19 protein-coding genes are annotated in these 17601 nt (G+C 56.8%); 7 read left to right on the top strand and 12 right to left on the bottom strand.

From position 1 onward, the window contains the following. Positions 1 to 702, bottom strand: coding sequence for an ATP-binding cassette domain-containing protein (locus tag NHF56_RS00780; RefSeq protein WP_252800681.1), 702 nt, complete (start codon positions 700 to 702; stop codon positions 1 to 3). A gap of 82 nt (positions 703 to 784) precedes the next feature. On the opposite strand from NHF56_RS00780, the gene NHF56_RS00775 reads away from it, so the two are divergent. Continuing rightward, the gene (locus tag NHF56_RS00775) at positions 785 to 1423 is read left to right on the top strand and encodes an arylesterase (RefSeq protein ID WP_252800679.1); all 639 of its coding nucleotides are present in this window, start codon (positions 785 to 787) and stop codon (positions 1421 to 1423) included. A gap of 95 nt (positions 1424 to 1518) precedes the next feature. Next, positions 1519 to 2112, top strand: coding sequence for an RNA 2',3'-cyclic phosphodiesterase (gene thpR, locus NHF56_RS00770; protein ID WP_252800677.1), 594 nt, complete (start codon positions 1519 to 1521; stop codon positions 2110 to 2112). On the opposite strand, the gene NHF56_RS00765 is transcribed toward thpR, so the two are convergent. Then, on the bottom strand, positions 2064 to 2519 hold the full coding sequence (locus tag NHF56_RS00765) for a low molecular weight protein-tyrosine-phosphatase (RefSeq protein WP_252800676.1): 456 nt from the start codon (positions 2517 to 2519) through the stop codon (positions 2064 to 2066). The genes thpR and NHF56_RS00765 overlap by 49 nt on opposite strands. A 59-nt stretch (positions 2520 to 2578) precedes the next feature. Here NHF56_RS00765 and NHF56_RS00760 point away from each other — a divergent pair, with 59 nt between their 5' ends. Next, the gene (locus NHF56_RS00760; RefSeq protein ID WP_252800674.1) at positions 2579 to 2878 is read left to right on the top strand and encodes a 4a-hydroxytetrahydrobiopterin dehydratase; all 300 of its coding nucleotides are present in this window, start codon (positions 2579 to 2581) and stop codon (positions 2876 to 2878) included. 54 nt (positions 2879 to 2932) lie between these two features. Next, a complete protein-coding gene (locus tag NHF56_RS00755) occupies positions 2933 to 3304 on the top strand; it encodes a YkvA family protein (RefSeq protein WP_252800672.1) in 372 nt (123 codons plus the stop codon). Between the two features lie 178 nt (positions 3305 to 3482). On the opposite strand, the gene NHF56_RS00750 is transcribed toward NHF56_RS00755, so the two are convergent. The 10 genes from NHF56_RS00750 to NHF56_RS00705 form a co-directional block, all read right to left on the bottom strand. Then, positions 3483 to 5102, bottom strand: a complete 1620-nt coding sequence (locus NHF56_RS00750; protein ID WP_252800670.1) for a TRAP transporter large permease — start codon at positions 5100 to 5102, stop codon at positions 3483 to 3485. Positions 5103 to 5107: 5 nt separating this feature from the next. After that, positions 5108 to 5794, bottom strand: a complete 687-nt coding sequence (locus NHF56_RS00745; protein ID WP_252800668.1) for a TRAP transporter small permease — start codon at positions 5792 to 5794, stop codon at positions 5108 to 5110. A gap of 72 nt (positions 5795 to 5866) precedes the next feature. After that, positions 5867 to 6868: a DctP family TRAP transporter solute-binding subunit gene (locus NHF56_RS00740; protein ID WP_254007582.1), complete on the bottom strand. Its 1002-nt coding sequence runs from the start codon at positions 6866 to 6868 to the stop codon at positions 5867 to 5869. 316 nt (positions 6869 to 7184) lie between these two features. Next, entirely contained in the window at positions 7185 to 8573 is a 1389-nt protein-coding gene (locus NHF56_RS00735; RefSeq protein ID WP_252800666.1) for a sigma-54 dependent transcriptional regulator, read from the bottom strand. Positions 8574 to 8583: 10 nt separating this feature from the next. Next, positions 8584 to 10323 (bottom strand): ATP-binding protein, encoded by a 1740-nt coding sequence (locus NHF56_RS00730; RefSeq protein ID WP_252800664.1) that lies wholly within the window; start codon positions 10321 to 10323, stop codon positions 8584 to 8586. Between the two features lie 66 nt (positions 10324 to 10389). Continuing rightward, on the bottom strand, positions 10390 to 11334 hold the full coding sequence (locus NHF56_RS00725) for a Gfo/Idh/MocA family oxidoreductase (RefSeq protein ID WP_252800662.1): 945 nt from the start codon (positions 11332 to 11334) through the stop codon (positions 10390 to 10392). Between the two features lie 57 nt (positions 11335 to 11391). Then, positions 11392 to 12246, bottom strand: coding sequence for a class III extradiol dioxygenase subunit beta (locus tag NHF56_RS00720; RefSeq protein ID WP_252800659.1), 855 nt, complete (start codon positions 12244 to 12246; stop codon positions 11392 to 11394). Continuing rightward, positions 12246 to 12641 carry a protocatechuate 4,5-dioxygenase subunit alpha gene (ligA, locus tag NHF56_RS00715; RefSeq protein WP_252800657.1) on the bottom strand — a complete coding sequence of 132 codons (396 nt, stop codon included), beginning with the start codon at positions 12639 to 12641 and terminating at the stop codon, positions 12246 to 12248. The genes NHF56_RS00720 and ligA overlap by 1 nt, the downstream gene beginning before the upstream one ends. Positions 12642 to 12667: 26 nt before the next feature. Then, positions 12668 to 13597 carry a DUF1932 domain-containing protein gene (locus NHF56_RS00710; RefSeq protein ID WP_252800655.1) on the bottom strand — a complete coding sequence of 310 codons (930 nt, stop codon included), beginning with the start codon at positions 13595 to 13597 and terminating at the stop codon, positions 12668 to 12670. 74 nt (positions 13598 to 13671) lie between these two features. Next, entirely contained in the window at positions 13672 to 14922 is a 1251-nt protein-coding gene (locus NHF56_RS00705; RefSeq protein ID WP_252800653.1) for a LysR family transcriptional regulator, read from the bottom strand. Positions 14923 to 15085: 163 nt separating this feature from the next. Between NHF56_RS00705 and NHF56_RS00700 the strand changes: the two genes are divergently transcribed. The 3 genes from NHF56_RS00700 to NHF56_RS00690 are packed head-to-tail and all read left to right on the top strand — an operon-like array spanning position 15086 to position 17597. Beyond that, positions 15086 to 15817 (top strand): PIG-L deacetylase family protein, encoded by a 732-nt coding sequence (locus NHF56_RS00700; RefSeq protein WP_252800651.1) that lies wholly within the window; start codon positions 15086 to 15088, stop codon positions 15815 to 15817. 45 nt (positions 15818 to 15862) lie between these two features. After that, positions 15863 to 16534, top strand: coding sequence for a 4-carboxy-4-hydroxy-2-oxoadipate aldolase/oxaloacetate decarboxylase (gene ligK, locus NHF56_RS00695; protein ID WP_252800649.1), 672 nt, complete (start codon positions 15863 to 15865; stop codon positions 16532 to 16534). Further along, positions 16527 to 17597 carry a 4-oxalomesaconate tautomerase gene (locus NHF56_RS00690; protein WP_252800647.1) on the top strand — a complete coding sequence of 357 codons (1071 nt, stop codon included), beginning with the start codon at positions 16527 to 16529 and terminating at the stop codon, positions 17595 to 17597. The genes ligK and NHF56_RS00690 overlap by 8 nt, the downstream gene beginning before the upstream one ends. Positions 17598 to 17601 lie beyond the last annotated feature (4 nt).

Raw genomic sequence — 17601 nt, 5'->3', positions numbered from 1 at the left:
TCAGGCTGCCCCGTCGTCAATTCTGCCCGATCGCATCTTGATCTGACGGGTACAACGTGAAGCGAGCGCAGGATCGTGCGTGACAAGCAACAGGGTCATGCCGCGCTCGGCCTGTTTTGAAAACAGAAGATCGGCAATCTGCCGCCCGGTCTCGCCGTCAAGATTGCCGGTCGGTTCATCAGCAATGAGGAGAGACGGCGATGGCGCAAGCGCGCGGGCAATCGCCACCCGCTGCTGTTCACCGCCGGAAAGCTGGCCTGGATAATGGCTCAGCCGTTCGCCAAGCCCGACAGCCTGCAACTCCCGACGCGCGATGCCAAATGCATCTTTCACATTGGCAAGCTCCAGCGGCACGGCAACATTTTCAAGCGCGGTCATATTGGGGATCAGATGGAACGACTGAAAGACAATGCCGATATTGCGTCCCCTGAAATCCGCGGCCTGGTCCTCACTCATCGCGTGAAGGGGCTGACCGGCAATATGGATTTCGCCACTATCGAGCCGCTCCAGCCCGGCCATCACCATCAGGAGGGTTGATTTTCCCGAGCCGGAAGGACCGACGATACCCGCCGATTCACCCGCAGCAATGTCCAGATCGATCGATTTGAGAACATGCACGGAGGCGGCGTCTATGCCGAGGGTCAAATCTGCCTGTTTTAACCGGATGATGGATTCTTTCGCGGTGGTGGGGGTTTCCGTCACAAAATTTGACCCTATTTTTAAATGAAACGACGTCGCCAAAGGCATTTAGCATGTAAGTACATGCCAATTTAGGAATCGGATCATGCGATTTAAAGCATTTCACCCAATATTGATGGCACTCCTGCTTCTGGTTGGCCTTGACTCTGTGGCACAAGCCCGTCCGCTGAATATCGTCGCCTTTGGAGACAGCCTCATGGCCGGCTACGAACTCGCTCCCGAAGACGCTTTTCCTGCACAGCTGGAAAAACTGGTGAACGAAAATGGCTACGACGTGAAGATCACCAACGCATCCGTCTCAGGCGACACCACGGCAAACGGCCTATCCAGGCTCGACTGGTCCATTCCTGACGGCACCGACGGCGTCATTCTCGAACTCGGCGCCAATGACGCGCTGCGTGGCCTCTCACCGGATGAAACCCGCAAGAACCTGACAGCCATCATCGAGCGGCTGAAAGAACGCGGCATACCGGTTCTGCTCGCTGGAATGCGTGCGCCGCCCAACCTGGGCGATGCCTATGCAGCCGAATTCGACGCCATCTTTCCAGACCTCGAAGAAAAGTACGATCTCGCTTTCTACCCGCTGATGATCGAGGCTTACGTGCTCGATCCGAAACTCAAGATTTCCGATGGCCTGCACCCGAATGCGCAAGGCGTTGCTGCAATGGCGAAATCATTCCTGCCCGTTATGGAAAAGTTTTTATCCAATATATCAGGCAGTTAGAAAAAGTGAGAGTGGATGACACGGCATTTCGCTTGCGCATCTCGCAATTGCGTGATTCCGTGTAGTCAGTAACATTGAGATTCGGGGAGCTCGCCATGCCGAGACTTTTTACCGCCCTCGAGATCCCGCGAAATGCGGCGATGAGCTTATCTCTGTTACGCGGCGGCTTGCCGGGAGCCCGCTGGATAGACGTCGAAAACTACCACATCACATTACGCTTTATAGGCGATGTCGATAACCGCACGGCAGACGAAATCGTCGACCGGCTGGACCGGATAGACCGAAGCCAGTTTGAGCTTTCGCTGACGGGAACCGGCTCTTTCGGCTCCAAGAAACCGCACTCGGTGTGGGCGGGCGTCACCCAGCCGCCGGAGCTTTACGAACTTCAAGGCGAGATCGAACGCATCTGCCAACGCATCGGACTTCCCGCCGACCAGCGCAAGTTCATGCCGCATGTGACCTTGGCGCGTCTGCGCTCTTCCCGTCTGGACGATGTTGTTCATTACCTGTCGGGCCGCGGCAATTTCCACACGCAGCCCTTCACCGTCGGCCGTTTCGTTCTCTTGTCGTCGCGCGATTCCGTGGGCGGCGGCCCCTATCGGACCGAAGAGATCTTTCCACTCTCCGACTATTCGGAAGACTACAATTTTCCGAGCGCCGACATACATCCTGCCGAAAGCGTGTGGTAGACATTTTCGAACCCGTCCGGCCCGCCATAATAGGGATCGGGAACATCGGTCTCGGTTCCGTCAGCAAATTTTAGGAAGAGATGAACCTTTGCGCGCGCACCAACCGGCGAACGCTGCAGAATGGTCTGAACATTGCTGCGGTCCATGCCGAGGATAAGATCGTAGTCCTCAAAGTCACGTGTCAGAAGCTGCCGTGCGCGTTGCCCGGTGATGTCGATGCCATAGCGACGTGCAATCTCTATGGAGCGCGGGTCTGGCGGATCACCTGCGTGCCACCCACCGGTTCCCGCTGAATCGATATGGAACTCTTCCGTCCTTCGGGCCTTTTCCACATGATGGCGAAATAGACCCTCGGCCAAGGGCGAGCGGCAAATATTGCCGAGACAGACAAAGAGGACGGATGGCAAGTCTGTGTTATCCTGTTTAAGACGAAGACAAACGCATGAAAAGGGACGGAGCAATCACCATGGAACAGCAACCTCTCGAAACATCCGAAGTAGAAGAAATGCTTGAAAAGCTCAATGGCTGGCAGGTCGAAGACGGCGGAAAGGCAATTTCACGGGACTTCAAATTTGCAAATTTCCGGGAAGCTTTTGCCTTCATGACAGAAAGTGCATTGATGGCCGAGAAGATGGATCATCATCCGGAATGGTCCAATGTTTATTCCAGCGTGAGCGTGCGCCTGACCACCCATTCCGCTAACGGGCTGACCAAACTGGACTTCAAGCTCGCCAAAGCCATGGACAAGGCGGCAAGAGCCATCTGAATTGAAAAGAGATGAGAGAATTCCCACATAAATTCCAGATTTGGAGGGAAGCGGATGGATGACGTCAAATATGGTGACATTCTGGAACCCGGCACAGAGGATACCCAGCGTGAACGCGCAGAGACCGTAAAGAAAGGTTTCTGGACAACATTCAAGAAAGCCGTGCGGCGTCTGCCCTTTGGCGAGGACGTCGTGGCAGCCTATTTCTGTGCCTTCGATCCCCAAACACCGATCAGGACCAAAGGCATTTTGCTCGCTGCACTCGCCTATTTCGTCATGCCGTTTGATGCCGTACCGGATTTTATCGCGCTGGTTGGCTTTTCGGATGACCTTGCCGTTCTGGCTGCGGCGATCAGCGCCGTGAGGTCGCAGATGCGCCCTGAACATTATGATCTGGCCAGACAGGCGCTCGAAGAGCGTCAGTAGAGATTTGCTTCAATAGAGCGTTTCAGATGAAAAACGGATCACCTGAAACGCTCTATCTCTTTGTTTTTGCCGCATTGTCCGACGCCAAAGCGAATATGCTTCGGCTGGAAATGCTCAAGAAAAAGTGCGGCACCGTTCGAAAGTGCCGCGCTTCGTTTTTTCATTACACCGACGCCCTTCACCTGATGACCGTTTCAGGCCCCATGAGCAGGGTTGGCAACCATGTCGACATGGCCGGTATGTAGGTGACCAACACCAGGAAGAGCAGCAGCACGCCCACAAACGGCAAGGCCGCCTTTACCACCTGCACAAGGCTCATGCCCGTGATCCCTGAGGTCACGAAGAGGTTAAGGCCGATCGGCGGCGTGATCATGCCGATTTCCATGTTGACGACCATGATGATGCCGAGATGGATCGGATCCACACCCAACTGAACCGCAATCGGGAACACGACCGGCGCAACGATCAGCAACAGACCCGACGGCTCCATGAACTGACCGCCCAACAACAGGAGCAAGTTTACGGCAATCAGGAAGGTGAACCAGTTGAAGCCGTAGCCGAGCATCAGTTCCGTGATCGTGTCGGGTATACGTTCAGCCGTCAGCACATGCGCGAAGAGCATGGCATTCACGATGATGAACATCAGCATGATCGTGGTGCGCGCGGCATCGACAAGAACCTTGCGCGTTTCCTCATTGACCGCTGCCGGGAAAAACGAACGACCAATGGCCCCAAGATTTCTGCCCCAGATCGGCAGGCTTCTGCCAAGATGGGCACCGATGGCAGCCGGATTGTGGTTTGGGTCACGCCAGGTTGCGTAGGCAATCAGAATGGCCGCCGCAAAAACCAGCCCCACAACAAGACGCCCGGTTCCGGTTACACTCTCCCAGTCGGCCATCGCGAAATAGCTCAACACCATCCACACGAAGAGGAAGGAAAGGGCATAGACAAGTGCCTTGAAACCCAAAAGCGCACTTTGAGAGTCCGTTGCACGAACCCACGGCACGTCTTTTAACGGTCCCATATCACGATAGATGAACACTGCGACGAAATAGGAGTAAATGGCAGCCACGGCTGCCGCTTCCGTTGGCGTGAAAACTCCACCGTAAATGCCGCCGATAATGATGACGATGAGAAACAGGCCGAAACCGGCTTCCTTGCCGCCTTCGACGATCTCATGAAATCCCTTCCAGTCTTCGGCCGGAAGGTTCTTGATCCGGGCGATGATGTAAATCGCGCCCATCAGCATCAGGCCGGCGACGATGCCCGGTATAACGCCACCGAGAAACATGCGTCCGACCGAGACGTTGGTTGCAGCCGCATAGACCACCATCACGATAGACGGGGGAATGAGAATACCGAGCGTGCCGGCATTAGCGATAACGCCCGCTGCGAAAGGCTTGGAATAGCCAACCTGCCGCATGCCCGCAATCGCAATCGTGCCGATCGCAACCACGGTTGCCGGCGAAGACCCCGAAAGGGCTGCAAACATCATGCAAGCCAAGACGGAAGCCATGGCAAGTCCGCCGCGGAAATGTCCGACACTTGCAATTGCAAAGCGGATAAGCCGCTTGGCGACACCCCCGGTCGACATGAAGGCCGAGGCCAGAATGAAGAAGGGAATGGCAAGCAGCGTATAGTTTTGCGACGCATCCATCATCTGCACGGCAACCGACGACATGGAATCCGTCGAGAAGAAGGCGGTGATGAGAAGAGCAGACAGGCCGAGCGAAATGGCCACCGGCACGCCCAGAAACAGGAACGAAAGAACGAGGATAAAGAGAATAAGCGATTCCATCGGCCTCAGTCCTTCAGCGCATCTTTGTGCTCGGCAACGAGGTCTTCAGCCTCGTGTCCGGCAATGATCAAGTCACGTTCACCTTTGGCGATCTGCACCAGCGCTTGAGCCGAGCGCAGGATGAAAAGCGCAAGACCAGCGGGCAAGATAAGGTAGGCAAGCCACCGTGGCAGGCGTTCCTTCAGACCGAGCGCGTTGACCATGAATTCCGGCCACTTCATTTCATCGAGCCCGGCATTGATCTTGTAGATTTTCGACCAGTAGAAGACAGAGCCGCCCTTTGTGTCGGCACCGAAAATCTGTAGCCAGTCGGCAGCCAGGAAAATGGCCGCATAGACGATGCAGGCGAGCGCCCCGAAAATTGCGACCATCTTCATCGCCGACGGCGGCAGCATGCGCACAAACGCATCCACGCCCAGATGCGTGCTGGTGCGCACGCCATAGCTCATGCCGAAGAGAATGAGCCAGGCGAAGAGAATGCGCTGAAATTCGAGCGCGCCGCTCCAGCCCGAATTAAAGCCGTAACGCGCAATCACCTGCGTGAATGCAACGAGCGTGATCACGGCCAGCAGAATGGCCAGCGTGTTTTCCTCAAAGCGGGCGAGCGCTTCAGGTTTCAGCTTGTCGATGATGTAATAAACGAGAACCAGAAGCGCGAGCAGCAGCCACGGTCCATAGGGCAGGAATGACATGGTTCCCCTCCGACCTGCATTGAAAGAGCCCGGCCCCCGGAAGGGCCGGACCAGATTGGTCAAAACGCAGTGTTATTCGTTGTTGGAAGCGACAGCGGCGTCGATCATGTCCTTGCCGACATCGGCTTCGAACTTGGCCCAAACCGGCTTCATGACCTCAACCCATTCCTGGCGCTGTTCCGGCGTCAGCTCACGAACCGGGGAACCCGCGTCAATGATCTGCTGACGGCAGGCGGCTTCCTCGCCGGCAATGGAATCGTTGAAGGCATTGGTCGTGTCATCCACGAGCTGCAGGAACTGCGTGCGGACATCCTCATCAAGGCTGTCGAGCCACTCCTTGGAGGTGATCACCAGATAGCCGAGCAGGCTGTGGTTGGTTTCCGTGATACCGTCCTGCACTTCGTAGAACTTCTGGGTGTAGATATTGCACCAGGAGTTTTCCTGACCATCCACAACGCCCGTCTGCAGCGCGCCATAGACTTCCTTGAACGCAAGCTTCTGACCGGATGCACCCATGGCTTCGACCATGGCAAGCGCAACGTCAGAAGGCTGAATACGGAATTTCAGGCCGTTTGCATCGGCAGGCACCAGAAGCGGCTTCTTGGCGGAAAACTGCTTGATGCCCGACGCCCAGAAATCCAGGCCTTCAAAGCCGACATCTTCCAGCGTCGTGAGAAGCGATTTTGCTGCATCCGTCTTGTAGAAGCGGTTCACAGCAGCCAAATCGTTAAACAGGAACGGCAGGTCAAAAAGGCGGTACTTCTTGGTATAGGCTTCGAACTTGGAGAGCGAAGGTGCAGCCAGCTGAACATCGCCCAGCAACATGGCTTCCTTGACCTTGTCATCATCGAAAAGCGTGGAGTTCGGGAACACCTGCATGCAGGCCTTGCCGTTCATCTGCTCATTGACGCGCTTCTCCAGATCAAGCGCTGCAACGCCCTTCGGGTGCGTTTCCGCAACGTCATGCGCAAACTTGATAACGATTTCGCCCGGATCGCACTCGTTAGCAAGCGCTGCACCGGCTCCGAAGCTCAACGTCAGCATGGACGCAGCTGCGAGTAGAATCTTTTTCATAATGTCCTCCTGTCGGGCACAACGCCCGTTCATTGAAAAGTCACGTCGTCTCCTGCGGAGATCGAACCGCCGCGCTTTCAGGAGGCTTCATGTCAGGAATAATGGCCCGAACTGAGCGCTCGTGCCTCCCCCTCCCGCAAACCTCCCTCAATTCGCGGCAAGCGAAGATCAGCAAGCCCCGTGCCACTTTGTGGACAAGTTTCGGAGATTCAAACTTTACAAGGAGAATCAAAAAGATACGGATAAAGGAAAAAAACCGGCATATCCGAAAATCGGCGTCATGTGTAAAAAACTACCCATCGCGAAAATCGAGATGTTAAGCTGACGTAACATCGCCTTCAGTTTTTTCCAGCACATCGGCACCATCGATGCCCAGCCGCTTCATTTTGTCATAAAGACCCTTGCGCGAGATTTGCAGAGCTTCGTACACGGGCTTGAGAACACCATTGTGACGGGCAAGCTCAGCCTCGATAATGGCGCGCTCATAGACCGCCAACCGATCGGAGAGACTGCCGGAAAGATCGGATTCCGCGATTTCAGCACCGGCAGGCTTGGAAAAGCCCTTCCACATCCCAAGCACGAAGCGGTCGGCATAATTGCGCAATTCGCGCACGTTGCCGGGCCAGTCATATTGCATAAGCTGCGCCTCGAGCCATGCTGGCATATCAGGTATTTCACGACGGTAGCGTGCCCGCGCCTCCCGGGCGAGATGGAAGAAGAGCAGCGGCACATCCTCCAGCCTGTCCCGCAAGGGTGGTAATTCCAGCGTGATGACATTGAGCCGGTAATAGAGGTCGGGCCGGAATGTCCCGCGCTTGCCGTCGTCGGCAAGGTCGCTTTTGGTCGCTGCAATGAAGCGCACATCCAGCGCCACCGTCTTGTTGGACCCCAACCGCTCAATGGAGCGGGTTTCGATGGCACGCAGAAGCTTGGCCTGCAGATCAAGCGGCATGGACTCGATTTCATCGAGAAAGATCGTGCCGCCATTGGCATGTTCGAGCTTGCCGATCCGCTGCTTCTGCGCGCCGGTAAAGGCCCCAGGTTCATGCCCGAAGAGTTCAGCCTCAATCATATCGGCTGGCAAGGCCGCGCAATTGATGGCTACAAAATTGCCGCGCGCATGCTCGCCAAAATCATGCAGCGCACGCGCCACCACTTCCTTGCCGGTTCCGGTTTCGCCAAGAATAAGCACATCGGCATTGGTATCGGCGAGCATGGAAATCTGCTCGCGAAGGTTCACGATCTGCGGTGTGCGTCCAACAAGACGGCGGGCAAGCGCGTCGTCGCCTTCCAGTTCGGTGCGCAGCGTGCGCACTTCCAGAACCAGCCGTCGCTTTTCCAGCGCGCGCTCAATAACCGTGTAGAGCCGCGAAACCTGAAACGGTTTTTCGATGAAGTCGTAAGCCCCGTTGCGCATGGCATCGACTGCCATTTGGACATCGCCATGCCCGGTAATGAGGATGACGGGAAAGGTGGGATCAACAGTCAGCGCCGCTCTGAGAAGCTCAAAACCGTCCATGCCCGGCATGCGGATATCGCTGACAATGACGGCATATTCTTCGCGCGAAATACGCGACATCAGCGCCTCTGCGCTTTCATGAACAACCACCGGCAAGCCTTCAAGCGCAAGACCCTGTGCCAAAGCATCGCGCAAGTCGTCGTCGTCATCCGCCAGATGGACAACCGGTTTTAACGCATCTCTCATGACCGGCCTTTCAATTTGCAGCAGCCACCGCTGCCTGCTCGGCAGCCTGAAGCCGAATTTCAAATGTGCAGCCCGGCCCCTCGCGATCCACCAATCTTATACTGCCGCCGAAATCCTGCACAATATTATAGACGATAGAAAGGCCGACCCCCACCCCTTCGCCATGCGGCTTGGTGGTGAAAAACGGCTCGAAAATCCGCTCATGCAATTCATTCGGTATTCCGGGGCCATTGTCTGAAATGGTCAGCACGATCTGGTCCTCTTCACGGTGGGCACCGATGACGACCTCCGGATTGCTGGTGTCACGCAGTGCATCCACTGCATTGTTGACCAGATTGACGACGATTTGCGAAAGCCGAACCCGACCGCCAAGCAAGGCAAGATTGCCGACGCCTTCGGCAACCTTGAGAGAAACGCCCGCTTTTTTGGCCCGCGGCCGCACGAGGATCAATGCCTCCTCCAGCACGGAACCGAGAGAAACGGGCCGCTTCTCCGTTCCGGGCCGGCGGGAGAAGGACAAAAGCGCACCTGAAAGCTCCGCCATCCGGTCAACCATCGCCGAAATCCGGCCAAGCGCTGCGCGCGCGTCCCCAACACGCGAAAGGTCCAGAAAGCGGGTGGCATTGTCGGCATAGGTCCGCATGGCGGCCAATGGCTGGTTCATCTCATGGCTCAACGTTGCCGCCATTTGTCCAAGAACAGCAAGCTTTGCGGTCTGGATCAGTTCGGCCTGCGCTTGCGTCAGTTTTTCTTCCGCCTGTTTGCGCTCCTCCACTTCGTGAGACAGCTCATCGTTTGTCAGACTGAGTGCCCGGGTGCGATCGCGCACAATACGTTCCAAACGCAGCGCCTGCGCCTTGTCGCGGCGTGTCTGCCGCTCAAGCCGCTCGCGCCGGCTGAGATAGAGCAACACCGCTGCACCAGCCAGAACGCTCAAGAGGGCGGCAACGCCACCAGCGGTTATGCCGGTCCGCCGCGCCGGCGCCTGATCGGCAAGAACATGCAACTGCCAACCGAGCAGGGGCAGGTTGCGTTCGAGATTGACATATTTCTTCTGCACCAGCGCATTGGTCAAAACCTCGGTCATACTGCGATGACGCCATTGCTGCTGGTTGGTGAGAATAATGACATTGTCTTCGTCGGTGATGAAAACCGGCGCAGTTGTAAGCGACCATGTCGCCTCAATACCTTCAAACCCGATATAGGCGATGACCACGCCGACAAACTTCCCATTGCGACGGACATCCGATGCAAACGCGTAAGCGCGATCGGGACTATCCAGTGAGACAGCCTGACGGCCCAGAATGCCATGGCTGGCCGCCTCCGTGAGAGGCTCCGCGCCGGGTGCGCGCCCATTATAGATGTTACGCGCAGCCGCAAGCAGGGTCATATCCGGCAATAGAAAAATGACTTCTTTCGCCCCGGAAAGGCCGGCAATTTCCTCTGCCTTTTCCCTGGCGCGCCTCGGAGAAATGGGGTTCTCCCCTGGGTCCGGGAAAAGCGCGATGATATCGCTTTGCCGTGAAAGCAGCGGGGGAACCATGCGATATTTGTCGAGAACGCCGCTGAGAATTTCGGTTTGCACCGCAAGTGTTTCGGCAGCCTCCTGCCAAACCTGTTCAGCCGCCTGCCGCCGCCAATAGATGGAGGTTCCGAAGATGAATGCCGCCGCCAGACACAGCAACACGACGAGCGCGATCAGCCGCACCTGACGATAATGTGCTCTGGAACCCTTGGTTGGTACGACCATTCTAACAAAAAATCTCCCGCTCCGGTTTTGGAGCGGGAGACGAACGGAGTCAATGGAATGCGAGGCTCAGCCGAAAGACTTCTCGATCTTGTCGAGCGTCTCCATCGCTGGCAAGACTTGCGCGACGGCACCGTTCGGCTCACGGCCTTCACGGATTGCCGAGAAGAACTCGCGGTCGATCAGCTCGATGCCATTGTTGGAAACCGCAACACCGGAAAGGTCGATCGGGTTTTCCTTACCATCGAACAGATCGTCATAACGGGCGATATAGGTGCCGTTGTCGCAGATATACCGGAAGAACGTACCAAGCGGGCCATCATTGTTGAAGGACAGAGACAGCGTGCAGATTGAACCGCTCGGCGTCTTCAAGCCGATGGACATGTCCATCGCAATCCCGAGATCGGGATGCATTGGTCCCTGGAGACCGTAGGCTTCGGAAACAGTCTCACCGGTCTGATATTGGAAAAGGTCAACCGTGTGGCAGGCATGATGCCAAAGCAGATGGTCGGTCCACGAACGCGCCTCGCCCTTGGCATTGGTATTGGTGCGGCGGAAGAAATAGGTCTGAACGTCCATCTGCTGAACCTTCAGTTCGCCCGCCTTGATCTTGTTATGGATCCACTGATGAGACGGATTGAACCGGCGCACCTGTCCGGCCATCGCAACCAAACCCGTTTCCTTCTGCTTGGCAACCACGGCCTGGCTGTCGGCCAGACTGTCTGCCATCGGGATTTCAACGAGAACATGCTTGCCCGCATCCATGCAGGCAATCGCCTGCTTTGCATGCAGTTGGGTCGGCGTTGAAAGGATCACCGCATCCACGTCGTCGCGTGCAATGCACTCTTCCAAAGTGGTTCCAGCATGGCCGATGCCACGCTCTGCCGCCAGTTTCTCGATCTTTTCCTTGGTCGGCCCCATAACCGAGGTCACCTGAACATCGTCGATATTGGCGATGGCATCCAGATGCTTGATACCGAAGGCGCCATAGGCACCGGCTACGCAAACTCGCATGAGAATTTCCTCTTTGTTTCATTGCCCCCGGATAGGAGTGTCCGGAGGCAAAGGCTGTTAAGCAGCCTTGTTTTCAAGAATGATGTGACCGACAGCGGTGTTGGACGCCGGAACGTGATAGTGGCGATGGACTTCAACCACCTCTTCATCCAGCGCACCGCGCATGACATGCCACATGACCATTTCCACGCCTTCCGAACCGGCTTCGCGAAGATATTCCACATGCGGGATCTTGCTGGCGAAAACCGGATCTTCGGTCAGAAGATCAAGGAAACGCTTATCCCATTCCGCATTGATCAGACCCGCACGCTTGTACTGCAGCTGGTGACTCATGCCGCCGGTGCCGAAGATCACGACGTTCAAATCCTCGTCGAAAGATTCAACCGCTTTGCGGATTGCCTTGCCAAGATTGAAGCAACGGTTGCCGGTCGGTGCGGGATACTGCACCACGTTGACGGCAAGCGGAATGACCAGCGCGGGCCACTCGTCCTCAGGCGTCATGTCACCATACATGACAGAAAGCGGCACTGTGAGACCGTGATCGACTTCCATCTCGTTCATGATGGTAATGTCGAACTCATCAAGGATCAGCGACTGGGCGATATGGCTTGCCAGCTTCTGATGGTTCTTCACGACCGGAACGGGACGCGGACCCCAACCTTCGTCGGCGGGCTGAAACTCTGCTGCGCAGCCGAGCGCGAACGTCGGAATGCAGGACGCATCGAAGGCCGTGCAATGGTCGTTGTAGACGAGGAAAATAACGTCCGGCTTCTTTTCCTTCATCCATTCACGGGATTTTTCAAAGCCCTTGAAAACCGGCTGCCAATAGGGCTGATCGGTGATTTTGGTGTCCATGGCAACGCCAATGGCTGGAACGTGCGATACGCCTACACCTGCTGTAATACGCGCCATTACTCTTCTCCCCATTCTTTCTTGAAGCGGTTGCCATCGACTTTGCGTCCGCCGTTCAGCATCATGTCGCGATAGGCATCCACGCCCATGCCGGTCATCAGCCCTGCGAGATTCTGAAAGTTGATGCCGTCATTGGCCGCCAGTTTCGACGTGTAATAAATGTTTCCACCCAGCTCGAGCAGACGGTTCCAATCACGTTTCAAAACCGCATCGCGCTGCTCGGGCTTCATCGGATACTTGTCCAGATAAGCCTCTTCGTTCGCGTTGAACGCATCCCGGTTCTTCTGCAGCCTGAGCGAAATGCAGAACTGGTTGAGATGATAACCCTCCCGGCTACGGTCGGCATCGAACACGAACGTGCCCGGAATGTCCTCATAGTCCTTCTTCATAGACATCTGTTCTCTCCAGATTGTTTCTTCTCTCATTGCTTCGAAAGCGCCGCCAGCACGGCATCCGCAATCTCTGCGTAGTCTTCATCACCACTAAACCGACCCTTGAGCCCCAGGTTCCCGGCAAGCTCCTCCCAGTCAGCCGTGGCTGTGGCCATACCGCCCGAAAAGCCGAGTTCCTGAACAGTCAGCGCAACCTCACGCATTTCCGCCGCACGGCGAGGTCCATGAGTGAGTGCACGCTCCATCATATAGGCCGCTCGCTTCTTCCAGCCAAAACCGGGATAGCTGGCTTCCAGAGAATCCAGCACCTCGTCGGCCACGCCGGCGCGCGTGCCTGAAAGAACGCATTCCAAAACCAGGGCTTCCAATCCCTTGACCATGACCGAGCGGATCATCTTCATCGACGATGCGCGGCCCGTATCGCCGTCGACCGCTTTCACGCTCATGTCGATCTCCGACAGGAATTCGACGGCATCTTCCGAATGCGGGCCTGAGGTCAGAAGCGGGGTCTTGTGCAATTTCGGATGGACCGGCGACATGACCGCGATATCCACATAGCGCCCGCCGGCGGCTTCGATAATGTCTGCCGAACGTCGCTTGGTGCCGGGCGCACAGGAATTGCAATCGAAATACAGCGCATCCTTGCGGATCGATTTCGCGGCGCTTTTTGCTGCTTCATGCGCCTGATCTGCCGTCACCAGCGAAAAGATCGCCATGGCCCGCTCAAGCCCGTCAGCAAGGTCTTCGACACCGCGCACCGCAGCCTTCTCATAGTCGGCAAATTTTGCCGCGCGAACAGCCGCATCTTCAACATCGGTCTTGATATCGTAGGCAACGATTTCAATATCGCTGAATACCTGACGCCAACCGGCAGCAAAGGCCTGAGCAGCCTCGCCGAAGCCGACAAAGGCAATCGGATAGGGCAGATTAGCCTGCTTTTGATGCGGGATCTTGGTCACGTCTCCTCCGGTCTTCTTTTTGGGCGCTTTATAACACCGGCGAGCGACGCTTGCTCATTCAAAAGCCGCGCAGGCTATTGATTTTTCGAATAGTCGCCGCGTGCCATATCGTATAAATGCCCGTTTTCACTGGATTTCTTTATGAAATCTATGAATTTCGCCTGTGCGGGCGTCGCCCGCCAGCCACGCCGCACTGTCAAACCGATGGCACGCTCGGAATGTTCCAGCACCACGGGCAAAGGCACCAGCAGGTCGTAGTCCCGCTCATGGCGGATCTGGTGCAGGGAAATGATGGTAATATAATCGCCCGCCGTCAGCAATTCGCGCACCAGCACCAGCGAACTCGTGACCACGCGAACCGGTGTCTCTTCGCGCTCGCCGATTTTCAGAACATCGAAAAGGTAGGAGCCGGCGGGCGTCGGTTTTGGTGGCGCAACCCAGGGATAGGCAAGCGTTTCTTCCAGAGTGACTTTCTTCTTGCCGGCCAACGGATGGTTCTTGCCCGCAACAATGGCCAACGGATCGTCAAAAAGCGGAATCTGCTCGACATCATTGATCGGGACCGGATCGCGCAGCGCACCGATGAGAAAATCAATTTCGCCATTGCGCAAGCGCCCGAGCAGCTCTCCATAGGGGCCATCGATGACCTGGATTTGCACAGCCTGCGTCGACTTCACCATATCGTCGATGGCTTTCGGCAGAATATATGTCCGCGGCAGCGGCGTGGAGCCAACCAGAATGCGCGAGGAGTCACGTCCGAGATGAGCCTGGATTTCGTCGAAACCCTGCTTCAGCTCCGCAAAGGCGAGATTGGCATGCTGCGCCAGGGCAAGCGCCGATTGGGTGAGCATGATGCCTTCCGGCGCGCTGACGAACAGCGTCATGCCGCAAAGCTTTTCCAGATTGCGCGCCGCCCGGTGGATCGAGGGCTGGGATATGCCGATATTGCGTGCCGCGATGGTGAAGTTATTGGCTTGCGACATGGCAGTGAGTGCCCGCAACTGAGCAACCGTCAACATGCGATGAAAGCCTTGAAAACCGCGCCCCTTTTGCCGAAGGCCAAAACGCAGTGCTTCGTCCGCTCCGCTCTTTAAAAACTGCAGCGCCTTTTCCGCACGCCCCAGATAGACCGCGCCGATTGCAGTGACATGCATGCCGTCGCTGCGCCGTTCAAACAGGGAGACGCCAAAATCCTCTTCCAGTCCCGCAATCGCCTGCGTGACGGCGGGTTGTGACAGATGCTCGCGCTCCGCCGCAAGACTGACTGATCCGCAGTGGGCAACTTCACGGAATACGCGCAGATGACGAATATTGGGTATGTGCAACAGGCAGTTCTCCTTGGGACTTTCATTTATACTATAGCAAAAGCTTATGATGTGCGATGCATTTCAAATGGCAACGGCAGGCAATTTGCCGCATAGTTGGCCCAAGGCCGTATGCAATCGGCCAATATCTCAGGAAACACGTGAATCATCTGGAGTGGTATCAATGGCCAATAAAACTGCACTCGTTATCAGCGCCCACGCAGCCGACTTTGTCTGGCGCGCCGGCGGCGCAATCGCACTTCACGCCAAGCTTGGCTATGATGTCACTGTCGTCTGCCTCTCCTATGGCGAGCGCGGCGAAAGCGCAAAGCTCTGGAAGCAGCCCGGCATGACCCTGGATGTTGTGAAAGAAGCCCGCCACAAGGAAGCTGAAAACGCGGCCAAGGCGCTTGGCGTGCACGACCTCGTCTCCTTCGATCTCGGCGACTATCCGCTTGATCTCGGCGCAGAAGCCCGCGACCGGATGGTGGATGTTATCCGCAAGGTTCAGCCGTCCTTCATGATGAGCCATTCCATGTGGGACCCCTATAACACCGACCACATGAACACGACGAAATTCGTGCTGGAAACCCGCATGATCGCGCAAGCCTGGGGTCACAATCCAGGCGAAAAGGTTCTCGGCGCACCGCAGCTTTACCTCTTCGAACCCCACCAGACCGAACAGATGGGCTGGAAGCCGGATACCTTCCTCGATATCACCGAAGTCTGGGACAAGAAGCGTGCGGCCATTGAATGCATGGAAGGCCAGGAGCACCTTTGGGACTTCTACACCCGCGTCGCCCAGAACCGCGCCAACCACTTCAAGCGCAATTCCGGAGGCCAGTCCGGCGGTCGTGATTGCAAATATGCCGAAGGCTTCCAGTCGATCTTCCCGCGCACGGTGGACGAGCTGTAATCCAGCCGTCAGACACTGGGCCAACTCAAGAAGGGAGAAGATCAAATGGCAGTTGTTGTTCAAAATATCGAACGGGCCGACCCCGAGGTGATCGCCAAGCTGGGCGCCTGTGGTGTCGCCACCGTTCATGAAGCGCAGGGCCGCAAGGGCCTGCTCGCATCCTACATGCGCCCCATCTATTCCGGCGCGCGGCTGGCGGCATCCGCCGTCACCATCTCGGCACCACCCGGCGACAACTGGATGGTGCATGTGGCCATCGAACAGGTGAAGAAGGGCGACATTCTGGTGCTCGCCCCGACGTCGCCTTGCGAGGACGGCTATTTCGGCGATCTGCTGGCCACCTCCATGCAGGCCCGCGGCGGCGTGGGCCTGATCATTGATGGTGGTGTTCGCGACGTGCGCGACCTGACACAAATGAAATTCCCGGTCTGGTCCAAGGCAATCTTCGCACAGGGAACGGTGAAGGAAACGCTCGGTTCGGTCAACATCCCCGTCGTCTGCGCTGGAGCCTATATCGAGCCCGGCGATATCATCGTGGCCGACGACGACGGCGTTTGCGTGGTCAAGCGTGCGGAAGCCGAAGAGGTTCTGAAAAAGGCCGAGGCGCGTGAGGCCGCTGAAGAAGATAAGCGCAAGCGCCTGGCTGCCGGCGAACTGGGCCTCGACATTTACAAGATGCGTGAGCGTCTGGCCGAAAAGGGCCTGAAATATGTCTAAACAAACCTCCGCGCCCTGCATGTGGATGCGCGGGGGCACCTCCAAGGGCGGCTATTTCCTTGCCGAAGATTTGCCCAAGGATGTGGCCGAGCGCGATCAGTTCCTGCTGGAAATCATGGGTTCGCCCGACACCCGCCAGATCGACGGCATGGGCGGCGCGCATCCTTTGACCTCCAAAGTCGGCGTGATTTCGAAATCGGAACGTGATGGCGCGGACGTCGATTATCTGTTTCTACAGGTTTTCGTCGACAAAGCTGTTGTCACCGATGCGCAGAACTGCGGCAATATCCTCGCTGGCGTCGGACCATTCGCCATCGAGCGCGGCCTGGTAAAGGCACAGGATGGCGTCACCCCTGTCAAGATCTACATGGAAAACACCGGGCAGTTTGCCGAAGCGCGCATTCAAACGCCCGGCGGCAAGGTGACCTACAAGGGTGATGCCCGCATCGACGGTTCGCCCGGTTCAGCCGCACCGGTTCCAATCGAGTTCAAGGACACCGCTGGCTCATCCTGCGGCGCGCTTCTGCCCACCGGCAATGCAGTCGATATTGTGGAAGGCGTGGAAGTGACCATGATCGACAACGGCATGCCCTGCGTTGTCATGCGCGCCTCCGACATGGGCATTACCGGCGACGAAGACCCGAAGACGCTGGAAGGCAATCAGGCACTGCGTGAAAAGCTCGAAGCCATCCGCGCCAAATGTGGACCGCTGATGAACCTGGGCGATGTTTCCCAGAAATCGGTGCCGAAAATGACGATGGTCTCGGCACCCAAGAATGGCGGTGCTATTTCGACCCGCACCTTTATCCCGCATTCCTGCCATGACGCCATTGGCGTGCTCGGTGCTGTCAGTGTTGCCACAGCCTGCCTGCTGGATGGCTCTCCTGCTGCAGAACTGGCAGAAGTTGGCAGCGGGCCGGAACGCAATCTTTCAATTGAACACCCGACCGGCGAAATGACCGTCGTCGCCAATCTCGACGGCGATGGCAATGTGGCGAGTGCAGCCATCCTGCGCACCGCCCGCAAGCTTTTCGACGGCACGGTCTTTGCACAAGAGGAATAGACAC

Origin of the sequence: Rhizobium sp. L1K21, from assembly GCF_024055895.1 — a bacterium.
Taxonomy (GTDB): Bacteria; Pseudomonadota; Alphaproteobacteria; order Rhizobiales; family Rhizobiaceae; genus Ensifer_A.
Note: the sequence above shows the minus strand (reverse complement) of the source record. Positions and strands in the feature narration are given on the sequence as shown.